Below are 18,679 nucleotides of genomic sequence, written 5' to 3'. Positions count from 1 at the left end.
TATCAGTCAATTGGTTGCAGGTCTGCGCCGCTCTTCTCCATCAAAAGCAGCACCCAGTCTCTGAGTTCCCTGCCGGACCAGCGTTCCACGACGTGATACTTGCCATCCCTCACACCTTCGACGATCCATTGGTCGCCATCAAATCCAGACGGGAGGGCATAGGATGCGAGATCCCAGAAGTTGGTTTGCTCGAGGAGCTCAAGCAGTATCTCTGTTTCCCTTTGACTGATTTGCGTTCTCTTGTTTATCGCCAGTGGACCAAACTCGGAGCGGCGGTATCTGCTTGATTTCTTGGTGACCAGTTCCGCTGTGCGATCCGGGGCAATTGTGAGCCGCAATGACATCCACCGATCCAATTCGCTCAGCCAGACAAACCGGTAGGTCTCCGCCTTGACGTCGGCCACTGACAGCGAAGGTTCGCTCATTTCCTTCAGACGCCGGGAATACCAATCGCCGATGATGTCGTTCATGTATTGATTGCCGTCTAATGCTCGTCGGAACGTAGTGTTCTTTCGCTTCTGTCAGGCCGATGCCGGACATTGCCAGCAAAAACAATGCATATAGGCATTATTCTTCCTTGAACTCTTGTTCAGGGTGGATCTCTATAGAATCTCGCCCCAATCGCGGCGGCGGGCTGACTTGAATAAGGCGCCGTCGCGTTTGCTGATCGTGCGCTCCTGCAACACGCCGTCTTGCTCGCAGAGTTTGAGGTCGATGCGGCCTTTGCCTGCCCGCGGTGGCGCAACAATGCGGGCTTGGGCGATGAGACCGGCCTGGCGCGAGGCGGCGAGATAGATGAATTTTTCGTCCTCCCAGGGGACGTCCGCCTGTTTCGACAGCCGATGCAGGCGCGAGCGCGCCACGCGCCGGGAGAAGTGGCACCAGTCCGGAGCTTTGATCGGGCAGGGCAAATGATGCGGGCAGGGGGCGAGGAGACGGGCGCCTTGCGCGATCAGCCGGTCGCGCGCCGCGAGGATGCGCTCCCAGCCCTTAGGCGTGCCGGGCTCGACCAAAAGCAGGACATCGCCGGTCAAGGTCCAGAGATCGTCGATGAGCCTGGTCCGAGTTTCGGGGGCGAGCTCACTCAGCACATAGGTGAGGGAAACGAGATCGGCCCGGTCCTGGGCCGGGATGCCCTTGGCCGCGTCGCCCGACTGCCAGGTGATATCGGCGACCGGGCACGCTTCGGCGAGCGTCTCGCCCCATTTGCGGATAGCGCCAGAGGCTTCGAAGAGTCGCGCCGAGGCGAGGCTGGGCCAGGAATCGGCGGCGGCCCACAGCGCCGTGCCGGGGCCGGCGCCGACATCGAGCAGGCTCCTCGGTGCGAAGTCCGGCCGTCTTGCCGCAAGCTCGGTCAACGCCGCGCGGATCGCGGCATAGGTGGCGGGGAGGCGGGTGGCGAGATAGGCCTTGGCCGCGAGATCGTCCGAGAGATGCAATCGCCCATCCCGGGTTTCGCCGCGATAGCGCTCCGACAGAGCAGCGGCGGCACGCGTCAGCTCAGGCAACGCCACACCCTCAAGCGCTTGGTCGACGGCCTGGCGCAGGAGAACCGGAAGCTCCATCGAAAGCTAGAAGCTCCACTCCTTCGCCTTCGACACGAGGAAGTCGCGGAAGACGGTGACGCGCTTCGAGTCCTTCAATTCTTCAGGATAAACGAAGTAGGTGTCGAATTGCGGCGTCTCGACGGGCAGATTGACCTGCACCAGACTAGAATTGTTGCCGACGATATAGTCGGCGAGCGAGGCGATACCGACGCCGGCCTCGACCACGCGCCGCAAGCCATAGGCATTGTTCACGCGCAGGAAAGGCCGCCTGACGTCGCCATCCGAGCGGCCGGCGGTCTCGAGCCAGTTGATCGAGGTGAGATAGGTCGGCGCCTGGCCGAAGGTGACGATCCGGTGATTGTCGAGATCCTCGACCGACTTCGGCATGCCGAACTTCTTTATATATTCCGGCGCCGCATAGATGTGGTGATGCACCGTGAAGAGCTTGCGCTGGATGAGGTCGGGCTGCACCGGGCGGCGCAGCCTGATCGCCACATCCGCCTCGCGCATCGCGAGATCGAGCTCGCGGTCGTCCAGCATCAAGGTGACCTGGATCTGCGGATAGAGGTCGGTGAATTCGGTCAGATGCGGGGTGAGCCACACCGAGCCCAAGCCCACCGTGGTGGTGATGCGCAATTCGCCGGTCGGCTTATCCTTCGAATCCATGAGACGCGTCTGCGCCGCGGCGAGCTTGGCGAAGACGTCATGCGCGGTGCGGAAGAGCACCTCGCCCTGTTCGGTGAGGATGAGGCCCCTGGCATGGCGGTGGAATAGCGCCACGTTCAGATCCTGCTCGAGCGAGCTGATCTGCCTGCTCACCGCCGATTGCGAAAGCCCGAGATCGTGGCCGGCATGCGTGAACGAGCCGGCTTCCGCGACCGCGTGAAATATTCTGAGCTTGTCCCAATCCATTGCCATGCTTCTTCATTACCGCAGCGCACGCGTGCGCGGTGTATTGGATGTTCTTATCGTTACTCGGCCGCCTCGCGCAGATGCTCCTGAGCGGCGAGCCAGCGCTCCACTTCGAGCGCGGCCATGCAGCCCATGCCGGCCGCCGTCACCGCCTGGCGGTAGACATCGTCGGTCACATCGCCCGCGGCGTAGACGCCCGGAATGGCGGTCGCGGTAGAGCGGCCTTCCGTGATGAGGTAGCCGCCGGCATTCAGCGGCAGCTGGCCGACAAAGAGCTCGGTCGAGGGCTTGTGGCCGATGGCGATGAAGACGCCTTCCACGGGTAGCGTCTGAACCGCTCCCGTCTTTACGTTCTTGATCTTCGCCGCGGTGACGCCCTTAGGATCATCGGCGCCTTCGACCTCCTCGAGCACCGCGTCCCAGATGACCTTGATCTTGGGATTGGCAAAAAGACGGTTCTGCAGGATCTTCTCGGCGCGGAAATGGTCGCGGCGGTGAACGACGGTCACTTCGCTCGCGAAATTGGTGAGGAAGAGGGCCTCCTCGACCGCGGTATTGCCGCCGCCCACGACCATCACCTTCCTGTCGCGGTAGAAGAATCCGTCGCAGGTAGCGCAGGCGGAGACGCCGAAGCCCTGGAAGCGCTGCTCGGAGGGCAGGCCCAGCCAGCGCGCCTGAGCGCCCGTCGCGATGATCAGCGCGTCGCACGTATAGACCTGGCCCGAGTCGCCCTTGAGCCAGAAGGGACGCTGATTGAGCTTCACCTCGACGATGTGGTCGGAGATGATCTCGGTGCCGACATGACGGGCCTGGGCCTCCATCTGCTGCATCAGCCAGGGGCCCTGAATGACGTCGGCGAAACCCGGATAGTTTTCCACATCCGTGGTGATCGTCATCTGTCCGCCGGGCTGGATGCCTTGAATCATCAGCGGCTTCAGCATGGCGCGCGCCGCATAGATCGCGGCCGTGTATCCGGCTGGCCCTGACCCAAGGATCAGGACACGGGCATGACGGTCAGTCATGGCTTGCTCCTCTTCACGAACGCTTCCTTCGCGAAAATCAGGCGGGGCTGAAAGCGCTCTGGTGGTATGACATTACAGCATAGCTTATTTGGGGCCTTTCTCAACCCTTTGACCATGAGTTGTGCATAGCTAGGCACAAGTGCAATGCCCCCGCGCAATCGCGGGCGACCGGACGCTGAGGCGTAGGCGAATCGCCTGCCTCGGAAGTATAGGAAATCGATCATATTCTTCCCCGATGAGAGGGGATTGTGGCCTATTGAAATTTTATTGCTATAGTCCGGCGCATGACGGTCACGGGGCAGCTTGACGCCATAGATTGGAGGATACTCAAGACCCTCCAGGACAATGGCCGTATCACCAATGTAGAACTGGCTGAAAAGGTGGGACTTTCCCCGCCGCCCTGCCTGCGTCGGGTGAGGGCGCTGGAGGAGGCTGGCTACATTTCCGGCTACCGGGCCGTGCTCGATGCCGAAAAGCTCGGCTTCGAGATCATGGTCTTTGCCATGGTCGGGCTCAAAAGCCAGGCCGAGGCCGAGCTTGCGGGCTTCGTCGAACGGGTGAGGACCTGGCCCCTGGTACGCGAATGCTATGCGGTCTCGGGCGAGGCCGATTTCATGCTCAAATGCGTGGGGGCAAATCTCCACGCGATGCAGGATTTCATCATCAAGGACCTGACCGCCGCCGCCAATGTCGACAGCGTGAAGACAACGCTCATACTCCGGCGCGAGAAATACGAACCCGGAATTCCCATTGCATGAGCGACATCACCGAACCGATGCGCGGGACCTCCGCCAAGGGCTGGTTCAGCCTGACCTCTTCGGCGCTTACCGCCGTGGTGGTCGGCTTCACGTCGACCATCCTCCTCATCATGGAGGCCGCCGACGCGGTCGGTGCCAGTGCGGCCGAGAAGGCGTCCTGGGCGGCAGCTCTTTGTATCGGCCAGGCGGTCACGACCCTGATCCTGAGCCGGCGCTACAAGATCCCGATTATCACCGCCTGGTCGACGCCAGGCGCGGCGCTCATCGCCACAAGCGCCGGCGCCGGCATCGACTATCGCAGCGCCATCGCCGCCTTCATCGCCGCCGGTGTCCTCATGTGCGTCACCGCACTGTTCAAGCCGGTGGCGCGGCTCATCGAGAGGATTCCGGCCTCCATCGCCGCCGGCATGCTGGCGGGCGTTTTGCTGCGCTACACGATGGGCGTGCCGGGGGCGGCGATCGAGCTTCCCTATCTGGTGCTGCCGCTGGTCGTCATCTTTTTCGCCCTGCGCGTCTGGCAGCCGCTTTTCGCCGTTCCGGTCGTTGTCGCGGTCGGGATCGTTCTGGCGGCATTCTCAGGCACATTCGGCCAGGATTGCTGCTCCCTGAGCATCACCCAGCCGGTATGGACCACCCCGGCCATCAACTGGCCGGTGATCGTGGGGCTCGGCCTGCCGCTCTATCTCGTGACCATGGCATCGCAGAATCTGCCCGGCTTCGCCGTGCTGAAGGCGTCCGGCTATCAGCCGCCGGTCACCGGCTCTTTGTGGGTGACCGGGCTCGGCTCGATCGCCTTTGCACCTTTCGGCGCGCATCAGGTCAATCTCGCGGCGATCACTGCCTCGATCGTGACGGGGCCCGAGGCCCATCCCGATCCGGCCAAGCGCTGGCTGGTCGCCTGGCCCTATGCCATCCTCTATCTCCTGGTCGGCTTCGCCGCGGCGAGCTTCGTCGACATATTGGGAAGCCTGCCCAAGCCGCTCATAATCGCGATCGCAGGGCTCGCTCTCTTCGCGCCGCTGTTGGGCAGCGCCACGGCGATGTTCAAGGAGAAGAACGAGATAGAGGCGGCGCTCGCCACCTTCCTCGTCTCGGCTTCCGGCATCACGATTTATGGCGTCGGCGCACCCTTCTGGGGACTGGTGGCAGGCCTGGTCCTTTATGGCGCGCGCTATCTGCAATCGATGAGGACGTCCAATGGCTAACGCCCATGATTTCACCTTCACGCGGCTCTCCGGCGAGACGCTGCCGCTCAAGGATTTCGCCGGCAAGGCGATCCTCGTCGTCAACACGGCGTCGGAATGCGGATACACGCCACAATATGATGAACTCGAAAAGCTCTGGCAGGCCAACAAGGACAAGGGCCTGGTGGTGCTCGGTGTGCCCTGCAACCAGTTCGGCGGGCAGGAGCCGGGCTCCGAAGCCGAGATCGGTGCCTTCTGCCGTAAGAATTACGGCGTCACCTTCCCCCTGACCGCGAAGAGCGATGTGAAAGGCAAGGCCACGCATCCTTTCTACAAATGGGCGAATGAGGAAGTGGGCCTGCTCGGCCGGCCCAAATGGAACTTCCACAAATATCTGATCGGTCGTGACGGCGCCTTCGTCGACTGGTTTTCGAGCCAGACCAAGCCGACAGGCCCCAAGATCGCCAAGGCGTTGGCGAAGCTCCTGGGATAGGCCTGGGAACCTCACTTTTTCCGCATTTCCCCTGTGGCCCGATCGCGACAGATGACGTCCATGAGGACGCTGGTCATCGCTGGGGCGTTCGGCTACGGAGAAAAGGGGGGCCCCGCTTTTGTTGACGGCAGTTAATATGACGCACTGGCAGAGGTACCCTGCAAGCTGGTCCAAGCTCGTGCCGCCTTTGCGGCCCGACGCGCAAATCGTCGCCAAGGTCAAAGAGCTCATCGGCCCGGTCACCGGGCCCGTCCTGCTGCTGGGCGTCACGCCGGAACTAGCGCAGGCCTTCGAAAATGTGCTCGGCGTCGACAAGAACAAGGCGATGATCGACCGCACCTGGCCGGGCGATACGGAGACGCGCAAGGTCTTGCCTGCCGACTGGCTGGATCTGAATGAGCCCAAAAACCATTTCGCCGCCGCCGTCGGCGACGGCAGCCTGAACGCTGTCAGCTCCTTGCGCGAAGTGCGGCTGCTCTTCGAACGCGTCGTCGATCTCCTGGCGCCCGGCGGACGTTTCGCCTGCCGGCTCTATGAACGGCCCATGCAGCCGTTCACGCAGGATCAGCTTCTCGACCTGGGCAGCCGTCGCGCCAGCCTCAATTTCCATGCGTTCAAATGGCAACTGGCCATGCATCTGGCCGAGACCTGCGGGGCGGCGCTGCCCGTCGTGCTCATTCGCGAGCGCTTCAACGAACTCTTTCCCGATCGCGACCGGCTTGCCCGCGATACCGGTTGGCCGCGCGAGATCATCGACATGATCGATATCTATCGGGGCTCGCCGACCCTCTATGTCTTTCCCAGCCGCCAGGAATTCCTGAACGCCCTGCCGGGGGGCATGTCCAATGTCCGCTTCGAGCCCAGTGGCCGCTATGATCTGGCCGAGTGCTGTCCTATGCTCGCCTTCAGCAAACACTAGGGTTGGGCGCATCTGAAGAACGCTCCGCAAAGATCGGATGTCGAAGGGGCGCTCTGGCCCCCGATCAGAATGGGCGACAATGCCGTTCTGACGGCGCTCCTTGCCCAGCTCGAGGCGACGCAATGGCTGGAGCCGGCGACTCTGGCGGAAGGCCAGGCGCGCCAGCTCAATGCGCTCAGCGAGCACCATAAGACGCATTCGCCAGCTTTCGCGGCGCGGCTCAAGGCATCGGGCCTCAGCCATCTCAACAGCCTCAAGCGCCTGCGCCAGCTCCCACCGATGTCACGGCGCGATGTGCAGGCATTGGGCGAGGGCTTTTTCGCGCAGCAGGTGCCTTATCGTCATCTGCCGCTCGGTATGGCCAAGACTTCAGGCTCGACCGGCGAGCCGGTCAGTGTCCGCAAGACCGCGATCAACCGCCTGTACTGGTCGGCATTCACGATCCGCGATCATCTGTGGCACAGGCGCCAGTTCAGCAGCCGCATGAGCTCCATCCGTGCGAATGTCGGCAAATATGTCGAGATGACGGATTGGGGCGCCCCGACGCGCGATCTGTTCACGACCGGCCAGGCGCAGGGCATTCCGATCACGACCGACATCGGCGAGCAGTTGCGTCTGCTGCGACGATTTCGTCCCGAATTCCTCATCGTCTATCCCAACAATCTCGCCGCCTTTGCGGCGGTCTGGGAGAGCGAGGGCTTCGATCTCGGGGGCCTGCGCCATATCAAGACCATTGGTGAAACCGTGCCGGCCGCGCTGCGCGCCCGGGTGAAGGTCATCACCGGCCTCGAGATCGAGGACAATTATTCCTCGCAGGAGGTCGGCACGATCGCCATCCAATGTCCGGTGAGCGGGCTCTACCATGTCATGTCGGAGGCGCTCATCGTCGAAGTCCTCGATGAGCACGGGCGGCCTTGCCAGCAAGGCGAGATCGGCCGCGTGGTGGTGAGCGATCTCGTCAATCTGGCAACGCCGCTCATCCGCTACGAAATCGGAGACTATGCTGAGGTTGGGGCGGCTTGCGCCTGCGGACGCGGCCTTCCGACGCTCAGGCGCATCATGGGACGCGAGCGCAATCTCGTGCGGCTGCCCGACGGAGCACGCAACTGGCCGCTGGTCGGCTTCCACGCGTTCGACAGTGTGGCGCCGGTCCGGCAATATCAGCTGATCCAGACCGGGCTTGATCATATCGAATTCAAGGTCGTGACGGATCATGAGATCAGCAAGGAGCAGGAGGACGCTCTTGTCGAGATCGTTCAGAAGGCGCTGCAATATCCCTTCCGGATGACGGTCCTTCAACTCCGCGACCAGCTGCGACCGGGCGCCAACGGGAAGTTTGAAGAGTTCGTCTGTAGAGTTTCATAACGCGCAAATCTGATCATGCGCCGAGATCGGTCGCTTCCTCTTCCAGGCGCTCACGGTCGAGGATTTTGACCCCGCCGCGATGCAGCGCGACAATGTTCTGGCGTTTCCAATCCTGCAATTGCCGATTGACGGCCTCGCGGCTGGCATTGACGAGACTCGCCAGCTGTTCCTGAGAGGAGGGGATGTCGTCGCCGAAATCCTCGGCGAGTGTCAGCAAACGGTGAGCGAGGGCGGCCGCCAGGGGCAGCAGCGCGGTTTCCCCGATCCGGGCCTTGATCTCGCGCAGCTTGCCGCACAGATAACCGATCACATGCACCGCGACTTCCGGATGGGCATGGATGAAGGAGAGAAAAGCGGTGCGCGGCAGGCGGAAGATCTCGCACGGCTCCAGCGCCGTGGCGGTCGCCATGCGCGGCCCCCCATCGAGAAAGCCGACAAGACCGAAGGTACCTTGCGGGCCGAACAGGTTGAGCGTCATCTCCTTGCCGTCCGGCCCCAGGATCGCGGTACGCACGCGGCCGCTCTTGATGCCGTAGAGCGCGTCGCCCGCCTCGCCCATATTGAAGATGATATTGCCCTTGGCGTAGCGCTGCATGCGGCACAGGCTTGCGAGCGATTGCCGGTGCGGATCGGAAAGCTCCGAAAAGGGCTCGGTGCGCGCAATGATGGCAAATACGGGGTCGCTCTTGAGCATGGTCTCGGCGCTCATATGGTCTTTTTCCTCAGGATGGTCTGTGCGGCAGATCACAGTCATGAAGCTGGCATAGGTGCAAGATTAGCACAAAGCGAGCGAGGCTGAAGATGGTCAGATTTCTGAATACGACGGCACGGCGCGGGGAAAAGACTAGAGTATCCGGTCTGGTCAGTTGGCTGAGCGTTCTGTTCGGACGCCATCGCCTGAGCGGGATATCTCACCTGAATGAGCGCATGCTGCGCGATATCGGTCTTGCCGACGCGCGGCTCTCAGAGCTTCGAAAGGTCAAGCGCTTCCGACGGCCCTAGCCAGATCACGTGATCGGTGTGGTCCTTGATCTCGTCGCCCGACAGAGCATGGGCGAAGATGGTGAAGCCGCCGCGGTTGGCGATCAGCCACTGAATGACATCGGAGAATTGCTCGGGGCTGACGGTGAGCTGGCATGAGCCGCGTGGATGCGGTCCCACCGCTTGATCGTGGAGCCGGCCCATGGCGATGCTGAAACGGTCGCGCACGGTTTCGCAGAGGCGTTGCGCCTCGGCGCGCTGCGGGGCGTCGTAATAGACATGGGCGTGATAGCCGGTGATCATGATGATTTCCTATATCACCGCCAGTCTACACAGGAAATCCATTCCATTCCGATTGAGGACGCAAGATCATGTCGCCATAATTTGAATCCCGGTTGGGCGGCTGCTTCAGAATGGCAATCGCAAAAGATTAAGGCCGGGCAGGGGCCCGGCCTTGAAAACTTCGATCTGCTCTGATCAGTGCTGTCAGCTGTATCTGACCTGCAGGATCTCGTAGCTCTTGCCGCCACCCGGGGTTGCGACCTCGACCGAATCACCCTTGCGTTTGCCGATGATGGCGCGCGCGATGGGCGAGCTCACGGAGATGAGGCCCTTCTTAACATCGGCCTCGAATTCGCCGACGATCTGATACGCGGCCTCGTCCTCGGTATCCTCATCGACGAGAGTGACCCGGGCGCCGAATTTGACCGTGTCGCCGGACAGCTTCGTGATGTCGATCACCTCGGCCCGGCTGAGCTTGTCCTCGAGCTCGGCGACGCGGGCTTCCGTCCAGCCTTGTTGTTCCTTGGCGGCATGATACTCCGCATTCTCCGACAGGTCGCCGTGCGAGCGTGCCTCCTCGATCGCGCGAATGATGCGCGGGCGCTCCACCGACTTGAGGTGCTTGATCTCGTCCATCATGGCGGCATGTCCTGCCGCGGTCATTGGAATCTTTTCCATGGCGTCGTAATTCCGTCAGTTCAATTCTTTCCGTCGGGGCGATCAGCCCGCGCCGGGGTAAATCATATCCGTGTGAGCGGAAACCAACTTCCCCGTAAACGGTCCTGAAGGGCCGTCACAGGGAACAGCCCACAAAGATGGCTTAAGGCGGCGAGGAATTCAAGAGTCCCGTTAAGTCGTTCGCGTGCCTGACTAATTCGGGTTGGACGCAGCGGCTGCGGCCAGCGGTTTCTGACCTCGCACCGCTTCTGCCCTATTGTAAGGGGTGGTTTGATGCGCGCCGAACGAACTTCTGCCCCACATGACCGAAGTCATGCGGGGAGAGCGTCATTGATAGTCCTGCAGCGGACGCACGTCGAGCGTTCCGGCCTTCAGCGCGGCGATGGCCTTGGTCACGGCCAGGATACCGGGCAGCGTCGTGTAATACGGAACCTTCTGCAGAAGCGCCGTCTGGCGGATCGGCTTCGAGTCCGATTCGGAGGATCTCGATTCCGTCGTATTGAGCACGAGCTGGATCTCGCCGTTCTTCAAGGCGTCGACGACATTGGGCCGGCCTTCCAGAACCTTGTTGACCTTGGCGCAATCGAGCCCCTTGGCCTCCAAATAGCGCTGGGTGCCTCCCGTGGCGCAGACGCGGAAGCCCAGATCGAGAAGTTTCTTCACCGCGGGCAGGATGCGCTGCTTGTCGGCATCCCTCACCGAGATGAAAACCGTGCCGGCGAGCGGCACGCGCATTCCCGCACCCAGCTGACTCTTGGCGAAGGCCATGTCGTAAGTCTTGTCGAGACCTATGACCTCGCCGGTCGAGCGCATTTCGGGGCCCAAGAGAATATCGACGCCCGGGAAACGATTGAAGGGAAACACCGCTTCCTTGACCGCGACGTGAGTGAGCTTCTTCTGCTTGAGCTTGAAGCTCGCGAGAGTCTCGCCCGCCATCACGCGCGCGGCGATCTTGGCGACCGGCTCGCCGATCACCTTGGCGACGAAGGGCACGGTGCGCGAGGCGCGCGGATTGACCTCGAGAATGTAGATGTCGTCGCCCTTGACGGCAAACTGCACATTCATAAGGCCGGTCACATTGAGCGCGAGGGCGAGCTGGCGCGCCTGCTTCTCGATCTCGGCGACGATCGGCGCTTTCAGCGAATGGGGCGGCAGCGAGCAGGCGCTGTCGCCGGAGTGGATACCGGCTTCCTCGATATGCTCCATCACGCCGGCAACGAACACGTCCTTGCCGTCGGCAATGACATCGACATCGACCTCGATGGCGTTGGATAGATAGGAGTCGATGAGCACCGGACTGTCGCCCGAGACGACGACCGCCTCGGTTATGTAGCGGGAGAGCTGCGCGTCGTCGCGCACGATCTCCATGGCACGCCCACCCAGCACGTAGGACGGGCGGATGACCACCGGGAAGCCGATGGACTTGGCGATCTTGAGCGCCTCGGCGGCCGAGCGGGCGATGCCGTTCTTCGGCTGGCGCAGCTTGATCTTCTTCAGAAGCTTGGCAAAGCGGTCGCGATCCTCTGCGAGATCAATCGCGTCGGGCGTCGTACCGAGGATGGGCACGCCGGCGCTTTCCAGCGCATGGGCAAGATTGAGCGGAGTCTGGCCGCCGAATTGAACGATGACGCCCTTGAGCGTGCCGTTCGACTGTTCGGTCGCGATGATCTCCAGCACGTCCTCGGCAGTCAGCGGCTCGAAGTAAAGCCGGTCTGACGTGTCATAGTCGGTCGACACGGTCTCGGGATTGCAATTGACCATGATCGATTCATAGCCCGCATCATGCAGCGCGAAGCACGCATGGCAGCAGCAATAGTCGAATTCGATGCCCTGGCCGATGCGGTTGGGCCCGCCGCCCAGGATGATGACCTTTTGCTTGTCTGAGGGCCGCGCCTCATTGCCGTCGTCGCCGGCAAGTCCCGTCTCGTAGGTCGAGTACATGTAAGCGGTCGGCGAGGCGAATTCGGCGGCGCAGGTATCGATGCGCTTGAAGACCGGCCTGACGCCGAGCTTGTGGCGATGGGCGCGCACCTTGTCCTCGCTCATGCGGATGAGCTCGGCCAGCCGGCGGTCGGAGAAGCCCATGGATTTGAGACGGCGCAGGTTGACCGCGTCCTTCGGCAGGCCGCGTTCGCGGATCGTCTTTTCCATCTTCACGATGCCGTCGATCTCGCGGATGAACCACGGATCATACTTGCAGGCGGCATGGATCCAGCCGACCGTCGCGCCCAGGCGCAAGGCCTGCGCCACTTTGAGGATGCGATCGGGGCGGGGGGCGGCCAGAGCGGCGCGGATGGCGTTCCTGTCGTCATCTTCGCCCAGGCCGTCGATCTTCACTTCGTTGAGGCCCGTCAGACCGGTCTCGAGACCACGCAAGGCCTTCTGCAGCGATTCCTGGAAGGTGCGGCCGATGGCCATGACCTCGCCCACAGATTTCATCGCGGTGGTCAGCGTCGGCTCGGCGCCGGGGAATTTTTCGAAGGCAAAGCGCGGGATCTTCGTCACCACATAGTCGATGGTGGGCTCGAAGGAGGCCGGTGTCGCACCGCCCGTGATGTCATTGGCGAGTTCGTCAAGCGTGTAGCCGACGGCGAGGCGCGCCGCGACCTTGGCGATCGGGAAGCCCGTCGCCTTCGACGCCAGTGCGGAAGAGCGCGACACGCGCGGATTCATCTCGATGACGACGAGGCGGCCATTCTCCGGATTGACGGCGAATTGCACATTCGAGCCGCCGGTCTCGACGCCGATCTCGCGCAGCACCGCGATCGAGGCGTTGCGCATGATCTGATATTCCTTGTCGGTCAAGGTCAGCGCCGGCGCGACGGTGATCGAATCACCCGTATGGACGCCCATCGGGTCGATATTCTCGATCGAGCAGATGATGATGCAATTGTCGTCGCGATCGCGCACCACCTCCATCTCATATTCTTTCCAGCCGAGCACCGATTCCTCGATCAGTACTTCGGCGGTGGGGGAGGCGTCGAGGCCGCTCTCGATGATCTCGAAGAATTCCTCACGGTTATAGGCGATGCCGCCGCCGGTGCCCCCGAGCGTGAAGGACGGGCGGATGATGCAGGGGAGCCCGATCTCGAGCATGGCCTCGAAGGCTTCGACCATGGCGCGGTTGCGGTAGCGTTTGAGCCGCTCTGGCTCGGTCGCCGCCCATTGCCGCTCATAGGCCTCGACATCGCCGCCTTCGGCCTTCAGCCGCTCGATCTCGGCGGCGAAGGTGTCGCGGTCGGCCTCTTTCAGGGCCGAGGCATTGGCCAACATGGATTTCGGGGTTTCGAGGCCGATCTTCTTCATCGCCTCGCGGAATTGCTCGCGGTCCTCGGCCTTGTCGATGACATCGGCCTTGGCGCCGATCATCTCGACGCCGTATTTCTCCAAGACCCCCATGCGGTTGAGGGACAGGGCGGTGTTGAGCGCGGTCTGGCCGCCCATGGTGGGCAGGAGCGCGTCCGGGCGCTCCTTTTCGATGATGCGGGCGACGACCTCGGGCGTGATCGGCTCGACATAGGTGGCGTCCGCCAGATCGGGGTCGGTCATGATGGTCGCCGGATTGGAGTTGACCAGGACGACCCGATAGCCCTCGGCCTTCAGCGCCTTGCAGGCCTGAGTGCCGGAATAATCGAATTCGCAGGCCTGGCCGATAATGATCGGCCCCGCCCCGATGATGAGGATGGATTTGATATCTGTGCGTTTTGGCATTGCGAGGGGGTTCCCTACACGGGGAATCTCGCCAAGCCAAGGAGAATCAGCCCGAGCGGGTGATCAGGAAAAGTAGGTACCGGTTTTCCGTCCGATCACGCGCCAAACGTGAGATTCCCATCACGTTTATCACTTCAGGTCGACTCGACCTGAAGTGATCGTGATCTGGGGCGCCGCAGTTGAAAAGTCAGGAAAATCAGGGCTGCTCGGAAAACAGGCACCCCAGGAGATTGGCTTCTTTGTTGTTTTCGACGGCCAGGACCATGGCGTCTCCGAACTGGGATACTCCGATCAGAAGGGTCGTGGTTCCCGTGCCTCCCCATAAATCTATATTGCGGCCCACAAATGCGTCGCCGGTCCATTCGAGCTTGTGCCGAAAGCCCTTGCTTGGGTCGAGCTTGTGACCCGCCTCAGGTCTCATCACAAGAGCTATGATCATCTCCGTTGCGGTCAGGCGTTCGACAAAGGCTGCGTAGGGCATGTAGGTTTTATTCGTAAGCCTTAGGGCCCATCGACCCTGGTACATCCTAATTTGAGGGGGCACATCGCCGACGATCTCCGTCTCAGTTATCAGGGCTGGAGGAACGACGGCGTCTTTCAGGTCCAGAGGAGCGGTCTCCTTGGGATGACGGCCGGATGCGGATTTAGGGTTCTGATCAAGAGCGTAGCTGAGGCAGCTCTCGAGAAGCTTGTTGTCGCTGATCTCCGAAGGTGTGGGTTCTGTCCTTGGCACTGGAGGAGTGCCAGTTTCGCCCCAAACGGAGACACCCGTCGATGCAAGGAGCAGACAGGAGAACAATGAGAGTCGGGTAAGATTTCGCATCGGCCATCACGCAATGGTGGCCGTGAGTTTTCAGTTGCGATCAGGGCGGGATTACGGCGTGGCGCTTTCCGGATGCTCGGCCGTGGCGGCGACGGCCTGCTCGCGGCTGATGCATTTGATCTGGCGGAAGACCTTCGACTTGTCGGCAGTAAGAAGCCGCTCGAAGACGAGCGCCTCGCCGAAGCCATGCTCGCGGCACCAGGCGTCGGCGGTGGGCTTGCCGCAGCTGGCGCGGTCCGACATGCACAGAGCGACCGGCTTGCCGTAGACCTGCGGGTTGAAGAATGTGCGCAAAGTGGAATCCGCCTGGGCCGGAAGCCCGGAGAAGCAGGCGAAACTCACGGCGGCGGCGATCAAAATGGGACAACGATTCGACATGGCGGTACTCCAGCGTGACCAATTTGCCACAGCGGCGGAAAATCAACCCTGAACAGGCCGTTCATCTGCCGTTCATCTACAGCGCCGGCTTGACGGCCGGGGGGCGTGCGGCGTTGAATCGGATCAGGCTTGGCTTACTGGGGCGGGACAGAATGCTGAAGTCACTGGGAGTTGCGGGAATCGCTATTGTTGCGGGACTGGCTTTGTTCGCGCCATCCGCCAAGGCGGAACGGGATGCGAATGCCTATTCCGCGGTCAAGACGAATTTCACGGTCGGCCCCTGGTCCTACAAGCCCAATCCCAAATACAAGCGCAAGGAAGTGGATTATGCCTCGGCCGAGAGCCCGGGTACGATCATCATCGAGACGCGCAAGCGCTACCTCTATCTGGTGCTCAATAACGGCAAGGCGCTGCGCTACGGCATCGGCGTCGGACGCCAGGGCTTCACCTGGAAGGGCAGCGAGCACATCAGCCGCAAGGCGGAATGGCCGGATTGGCGCCCGCCCGCGGAAATGCTGGAGCGCCAGCCCGATCTGCCGGAATTCATGGAAGGCGGCCCCAATAATCCACTGGGTGCCCGGGCGCTCTATCTGGGCGGCACCGAGTACCGCATTCACGGGACAGCACAGCCCTGGACCATCGGCCAAGCCGTCTCGTCAGGCTGTATCCGCCTCACCAACGAGGATGTGATCGACCTCTATGGCCGGGCCAGGATCGGCGCCAAGGTCATCGTGAACTGAGGTTGCCGGCGAGCGCTTTCTCAAGCACCGCATAGAGCCGCGCATCGCGCGACTGGGCCACGTTGAAGCGCATGTAGCTGCCGGCCGTTTGCGACAGGCTGAACACATTGCCGGGCGCGAGGACGACATTCTCGGCAAGAGCCCGGCGCGCGAGATCGGCCGAATCGACGCCGTCCGGAAGCCTGCACCACAAGAACATGCCGCCCTTGGGCACGATCCACGAGGTGAATCCCAGCGACTTGAGGCGTGCCAGGGTCTCGCCCATGGCTTGCGCCAGCCGCCGGTGCAGACTGTCGAGATGCTTGCGGTAGCCGCCATCGCTCAAGACGGTGAAGACGAGCTCGGCCGAGAAGGGATCGCTGCCGAAGGATGTCGCGAGCTTGAGGTCGATGAGCCCGTCGATCCAATCGGGACGCGCGGCGATGTAGCCGCAGCGCGAGGCGGCGGACAGAGTCTTCGAAAAGCTGCCGATATGGACAACGCGCTCAAGCCCGTCAAAGGCGGCAAGACGCGGCGCCGGCTCGGCCTCGAGATCGGCGAAGATGCTGTCCTCGATGATGGTGAGGCCATGCGCCTCAGCGAGCTTGAGTAGGCGATGGGCATTGGCGGGGGCCAGGGAGGCGCCGGTCGGGTTATGCAGCGCCGAATTGGTGATGTAGAGGCGTGGCCGCTCAACGGCGAGGATCTTCGCGAAGGCGTCGAGATCGGGACCAGAAGGCGTGTAGGCGACGCCGACGACACGGGCGCGATGGGCGCGCAGCATGGCGAGGAAATTGAAATAGCACGGATCATCGACCAATACGGTGTCGCCGGGCTCGAGCAGGAAGCGGCAGAGAAGGTCGATCGCCTGAGTGCCCGAATCCGCGAGAAGAATCTGGTCGGGCTTCGCTTCGATGCCCTGGTCGGCGAGGCGGCGTGACAGCAACTGCCGTAATGGCGCCAGCCCGCGCGGGCGATCGTAGTCGATGAGATAGGGTATGTGCTCTCGCCGGCTCAAGGAGCGGATGGCACGGCGCAGTGCCTCTTCCGGCATCCAGGACCCGGGTAACCAGCCGCAGCCGGGCTTCAACATCCTGTCGCCCGCCTCGAGCGATTGGCGCGACACCCAGAGCGGGTCGATGGCGCGGTCAAGGCTGGGCCCGACATCGGCCAAAGCCAGGGGCGGCATGGGGCCTGAGACATAGAAGCCGGAGCCCCGGCGCGAGGCGATCGTGCCGTCGGCGACCAGGCGGTCATAGGCCTCCACCACCGTAGACTTGGAGACGTTTTGACTGTCGGCGAAAGCGCGAATGGAGGGGAGCCGGGCGCCCGGCGTCAGAAGACGGCGGGCGATGCGGTCGCGGATGGCCGCGATGACCTGGTCCACGCGCGTGGCCGGTGATGGCGGCGACGGGACGCCCTGATCCATCTGTATTGCTCCTGTCACCAGTACAGTTCAGCCTGATTGTACTCGTCTGTCTCTGGAGCTTCCAGAGGCCATCGGCCACAAGACGCCGCCATGGACAGAACCGCCATCGGCTGGATCAACGGGTTTCTCGGCGTGGTTATCTTCAGCGGCTCGCTGCCGGCGACGCGCGCGGCGGTGCTCGATTTCGATCCGCTCTTCCTCACGGTGGCGCGCGCCACCATCGCGGCCCTTCTGGCGGGGGCTCTACTTGTCCTGTTCCGCCAGCAGCGACCGGAGAAAAGCGACATCGTTCCCTTGATCGTCACGGCATTCGGCGTGGTCGTCGGCTTTCCGCTGCTGACGGCGCTGGCCCTCCAGCACGTCACCGCCGCCCATTCGATCGTTTTCATCGGCCTGCTGCCGCTCGCCACTTCGATCTTCGCGGTGATTCGGGGCGGTGAGCGGCCGAAGCCGGCCTTCTGGCTGTTCTCGATTCTGGGCAGCGCCCTGGTGGTTGGCTTCGCGCTGGCGCAAGGCATTGCCGCAGCACCGATCGGCGACATGCTGATGCTCGCCGCCATCATCGTCTGCGGGTTGGGCTACGCGGAAGGCGCTCGCCTCTCGCGCAAGCTTGGCGGCTGGCAGGTGATCTCCTGGGCCCTCGTCATCGCGCTGCCCGTCATGGGCGCCTTGCTTCTCGCCTTCTGGCCGCAAAGCTGGAGTGGCATCGGCATGCCGGCCTGGCTGGGTCTCGTCTATGTGTCGGTGTTCAGCATGCTGGTGGGCTTCATCTTCTGGTATCGCGGCCTAGCGCTCGGTGGCATTGCGGCCGTCGGCCAGCTGCAGTTGCTGCAGCCCTTCATGGGCCTCGTCATCTCAGCGGCGCTGCTCGGCGAATATGTCAGCCCGGCAATGATCGCAGTCACGATCGGCATCGTGGCCTGCGTGGCGGGCGCGAAGCGTTTCGCGTGATGCGGAAGAGAGGAACCGGAGGGCGACAATAGCGGGATCGAGAGGGGCGTTGGTCCGCATCGGCGCCCTCCGGCCTAGCCCTGACTTTGGCAAGCCAGGGGATCAAAATCCGTGAGGCGTGGAGGATCAGACGCCGACACAGGAGGCGATCGAGCAGGGTTCCATCGTCATCTGGCTGCGCACCGGCCAAGCCTGATTCTTGCTCATGACGGTGACATTCGTATCCACGACGGTCCGGGCGCGCAGATAAGCGCGATTGTCACTGGTGAAAGCCCCGGCATTGAGCAGCACGGCAGCTAGCAGTGTCGTCGTTAAGATACGCATCGCAGGCCCTCTCGAAACTCACTTTCAGCGTTGCAAGGACAATGCCACGGGCTGGGAGAACTGATCCTGAATAGGCCATTCATCTGGCGTTAATCTCCTAAAACCTTGTCCATGTTCAAAAAAAGCGCCCGGAAAAGAAAATGGGCCCCCGACAGGGGGGGCCCTAGTTGAGCGGCTCTTCGAGGGGATCAGGGGGGACAGTG

At 62.4% G+C, this 18,679-nt stretch carries 19 protein-coding genes; 7 read left to right on the top strand and 12 right to left on the bottom strand.

The window, feature by feature from the left end:
- Positions 1–2 precede the first annotated feature (2 nt).
- The 4 genes from G5V57_RS00725 to trxB all read right to left on the bottom strand — a co-directional run bounded on the left by G5V57_RS00725 (position 3) and on the right by trxB (position 3,481).
- Entirely contained in the window at positions 3–470 is a 468-nt protein-coding gene (locus G5V57_RS00725) for a hypothetical protein (RefSeq protein ID WP_165165710.1), read from the bottom strand.
- 132 nt (positions 471–602) lie between these two features.
- Complete coding sequence (locus G5V57_RS00720; RefSeq protein ID WP_165165708.1) at positions 603–1,565, bottom strand: small ribosomal subunit Rsm22 family protein; 963 nt, start codon at positions 1,563–1,565, stop codon at positions 603–605.
- A 6-nt stretch (positions 1,566–1,571) separates the two neighbouring features.
- The gene (locus G5V57_RS00715) at positions 1,572–2,459 is read right to left on the bottom strand and encodes a LysR family transcriptional regulator (protein WP_165165707.1); all 888 of its coding nucleotides are present in this window, start codon (positions 2,457–2,459) and stop codon (positions 1,572–1,574) included.
- A gap of 59 nt (positions 2,460–2,518) precedes the next feature.
- On the bottom strand, positions 2,519–3,481 hold the full coding sequence (gene trxB / locus G5V57_RS00710) for a thioredoxin-disulfide reductase (protein WP_165165705.1): 963 nt from the start codon (positions 3,479–3,481) through the stop codon (positions 2,519–2,521).
- 284 nt (positions 3,482–3,765) lie between these two features.
- Between trxB and G5V57_RS00705 the strand changes: the two genes are divergently transcribed.
- From G5V57_RS00705 to G5V57_RS00685, 5 genes are all read left to right on the top strand, one after another.
- A complete protein-coding gene (locus G5V57_RS00705) occupies positions 3,766–4,239 on the top strand; it encodes an Lrp/AsnC family transcriptional regulator (protein ID WP_165165703.1) in 474 nt (157 codons plus the stop codon).
- Positions 4,236–5,444 (top strand): benzoate/H(+) symporter BenE family transporter, encoded by a 1,209-nt coding sequence (locus tag G5V57_RS00700; protein ID WP_246737480.1) that lies wholly within the window; start codon positions 4,236–4,238, stop codon positions 5,442–5,444. Before G5V57_RS00705 ends, G5V57_RS00700 begins: the two co-directional genes overlap by 4 nt.
- The gene (locus G5V57_RS00695) at positions 5,437–5,916 is read left to right on the top strand and encodes a glutathione peroxidase (protein WP_165165701.1); all 480 of its coding nucleotides are present in this window, start codon (positions 5,437–5,439) and stop codon (positions 5,914–5,916) included. The genes G5V57_RS00700 and G5V57_RS00695 overlap by 8 nt, the downstream gene beginning before the upstream one ends.
- Before the next feature lie 136 nt (positions 5,917–6,052).
- Positions 6,053–6,835: a class I SAM-dependent methyltransferase gene (locus G5V57_RS00690; RefSeq protein WP_165165699.1), complete on the top strand. Its 783-nt coding sequence runs from the start codon at positions 6,053–6,055 to the stop codon at positions 6,833–6,835.
- 69 nt (positions 6,836–6,904) lie between these two features.
- Positions 6,905–8,200: a phenylacetate--CoA ligase family protein gene (locus G5V57_RS00685; protein ID WP_165165697.1), complete on the top strand. Its 1,296-nt coding sequence runs from the start codon at positions 6,905–6,907 to the stop codon at positions 8,198–8,200.
- A gap of 13 nt (positions 8,201–8,213) precedes the next feature.
- Here G5V57_RS00685 and G5V57_RS00680 read toward each other — a convergent pair whose 3' ends face one another.
- The 6 genes from G5V57_RS00680 to G5V57_RS00655 form a co-directional block, all read right to left on the bottom strand.
- Positions 8,214–8,909, bottom strand: a complete 696-nt coding sequence (locus tag G5V57_RS00680) for a Crp/Fnr family transcriptional regulator (RefSeq protein WP_165165695.1) — start codon at positions 8,907–8,909, stop codon at positions 8,214–8,216.
- Between the two features lie 254 nt (positions 8,910–9,163).
- Positions 9,164–9,484, bottom strand: a complete 321-nt coding sequence (locus G5V57_RS00675) for a DOPA 4,5-dioxygenase family protein (RefSeq protein ID WP_206530160.1) — start codon at positions 9,482–9,484, stop codon at positions 9,164–9,166.
- A 183-nt stretch (positions 9,485–9,667) separates the two neighbouring features.
- Positions 9,668–10,141: a transcription elongation factor GreA gene (greA, locus tag G5V57_RS00670; RefSeq protein ID WP_165165694.1), complete on the bottom strand. Its 474-nt coding sequence runs from the start codon at positions 10,139–10,141 to the stop codon at positions 9,668–9,670.
- Positions 10,142–10,468: 327 nt separating this feature from the next.
- Complete coding sequence (gene carB, locus G5V57_RS00665) at positions 10,469–13,852, bottom strand: carbamoyl-phosphate synthase large subunit (protein WP_165165692.1); 3,384 nt, start codon at positions 13,850–13,852, stop codon at positions 10,469–10,471.
- Positions 13,853–14,048: 196 nt separating this feature from the next.
- A complete protein-coding gene (locus G5V57_RS00660) occupies positions 14,049–14,675 on the bottom strand; it encodes a hypothetical protein (RefSeq protein WP_165165690.1) in 627 nt (208 codons plus the stop codon).
- 51 nt (positions 14,676–14,726) lie between these two features.
- Entirely contained in the window at positions 14,727–15,053 is a 327-nt protein-coding gene (locus G5V57_RS00655; protein ID WP_165165496.1) for a hypothetical protein, read from the bottom strand.
- 152 nt (positions 15,054–15,205) lie between these two features.
- Here G5V57_RS00655 and G5V57_RS00650 point away from each other — a divergent pair, with 152 nt between their 5' ends.
- On the top strand, positions 15,206–15,793 hold the full coding sequence (locus tag G5V57_RS00650; RefSeq protein ID WP_206530159.1) for a L,D-transpeptidase: 588 nt from the start codon (positions 15,206–15,208) through the stop codon (positions 15,791–15,793).
- Here the strand turns inward: G5V57_RS00650 and G5V57_RS00645 are convergent.
- On the bottom strand, positions 15,780–17,201 hold the full coding sequence (locus tag G5V57_RS00645) for a PLP-dependent aminotransferase family protein (RefSeq protein WP_165165686.1): 1,422 nt from the start codon (positions 17,199–17,201) through the stop codon (positions 15,780–15,782). The two genes, G5V57_RS00650 and G5V57_RS00645, sit on opposite strands and share 14 nt — an antisense overlap.
- Before the next feature lie 90 nt (positions 17,202–17,291).
- Here G5V57_RS00645 and G5V57_RS00640 point away from each other — a divergent pair, with 90 nt between their 5' ends.
- Entirely contained in the window at positions 17,292–18,152 is an 861-nt protein-coding gene (locus G5V57_RS00640; protein WP_165165684.1) for a DMT family transporter, read from the top strand.
- A gap of 126 nt (positions 18,153–18,278) precedes the next feature.
- Here G5V57_RS00640 and G5V57_RS00635 read toward each other — a convergent pair whose 3' ends face one another.
- Positions 18,279–18,476, bottom strand: a complete 198-nt coding sequence (locus G5V57_RS00635) for a hypothetical protein (RefSeq protein WP_165165682.1) — start codon at positions 18,474–18,476, stop codon at positions 18,279–18,281.
- Positions 18,477–18,679 lie beyond the last annotated feature (203 nt).

The organism is Nordella sp. HKS 07, assembly GCF_011046735.1.
Lineage (GTDB): Bacteria > Pseudomonadota > Alphaproteobacteria > Rhizobiales > Aestuariivirgaceae > Taklimakanibacter.
Note: the sequence above shows the minus strand (reverse complement) of the source record. Positions and strands in the feature narration are given on the sequence as shown.

Excerpts from the sequence above, each read along its gene's own strand:
- G5V57_RS00725 (WP_165165710.1), bottom strand. The coding sequence starts at position 470 with ATGAACGACATCATCGGCGATTGGTATTCCCGGCGTCTGAAGGAAATG.
- G5V57_RS00720 (WP_165165708.1), bottom strand. The coding sequence starts at position 1,565 with ATGGAGCTTCCGGTTCTCCTGCGCCAGGCCGTCGACCAAGCGCTTGAG.
- G5V57_RS00715 (WP_165165707.1), bottom strand. The coding sequence starts at position 2,459 with ATGGATTGGGACAAGCTCAGAATATTTCACGCGGTCGCGGAAGCCGGC.
- trxB (WP_165165705.1), bottom strand. The coding sequence starts at position 3,481 with ATGACTGACCGTCATGCCCGTGTCCTGATCCTTGGGTCAGGGCCAGCC.
- G5V57_RS00705 (WP_165165703.1), top strand. The coding sequence starts at position 3,766 with ATGACGGTCACGGGGCAGCTTGACGCCATAGATTGGAGGATACTCAAG.
- G5V57_RS00700 (WP_246737480.1), top strand. The coding sequence starts at position 4,236 with ATGAGCGACATCACCGAACCGATGCGCGGGACCTCCGCCAAGGGCTGG.
- G5V57_RS00695 (WP_165165701.1), top strand. The coding sequence starts at position 5,437 with ATGGCTAACGCCCATGATTTCACCTTCACGCGGCTCTCCGGCGAGACG.
- G5V57_RS00690 (WP_165165699.1), top strand. The coding sequence starts at position 6,053 with ATGACGCACTGGCAGAGGTACCCTGCAAGCTGGTCCAAGCTCGTGCCG.
- G5V57_RS00685 (WP_165165697.1), top strand. The coding sequence starts at position 6,905 with ATGGGCGACAATGCCGTTCTGACGGCGCTCCTTGCCCAGCTCGAGGCG.
- G5V57_RS00680 (WP_165165695.1), bottom strand. The coding sequence starts at position 8,909 with ATGAGCGCCGAGACCATGCTCAAGAGCGACCCCGTATTTGCCATCATT.
- G5V57_RS00675 (WP_206530160.1), bottom strand. The coding sequence starts at position 9,484 with ATGATCACCGGCTATCACGCCCATGTCTATTACGACGCCCCGCAGCGC.
- greA (WP_165165694.1), bottom strand. The coding sequence starts at position 10,141 with ATGGAAAAGATTCCAATGACCGCGGCAGGACATGCCGCCATGATGGAC.
- carB (WP_165165692.1), bottom strand. The coding sequence starts at position 13,852 with ATGCCAAAACGCACAGATATCAAATCCATCCTCATCATCGGGGCGGGG.
- G5V57_RS00660 (WP_165165690.1), bottom strand. The coding sequence starts at position 14,675 with ATGCGAAATCTTACCCGACTCTCATTGTTCTCCTGTCTGCTCCTTGCA.
- G5V57_RS00655 (WP_165165496.1), bottom strand. The coding sequence starts at position 15,053 with ATGTCGAATCGTTGTCCCATTTTGATCGCCGCCGCCGTGAGTTTCGCC.
- G5V57_RS00650 (WP_206530159.1), top strand. The coding sequence starts at position 15,206 with ATGCTGAAGTCACTGGGAGTTGCGGGAATCGCTATTGTTGCGGGACTG.
- G5V57_RS00645 (WP_165165686.1), bottom strand. The coding sequence starts at position 17,201 with ATGGATCAGGGCGTCCCGTCGCCGCCATCACCGGCCACGCGCGTGGAC.
- G5V57_RS00640 (WP_165165684.1), top strand. The coding sequence starts at position 17,292 with ATGGACAGAACCGCCATCGGCTGGATCAACGGGTTTCTCGGCGTGGTT.
- G5V57_RS00635 (WP_165165682.1), bottom strand. The coding sequence starts at position 18,476 with ATGCGTATCTTAACGACGACACTGCTAGCTGCCGTGCTGCTCAATGCC.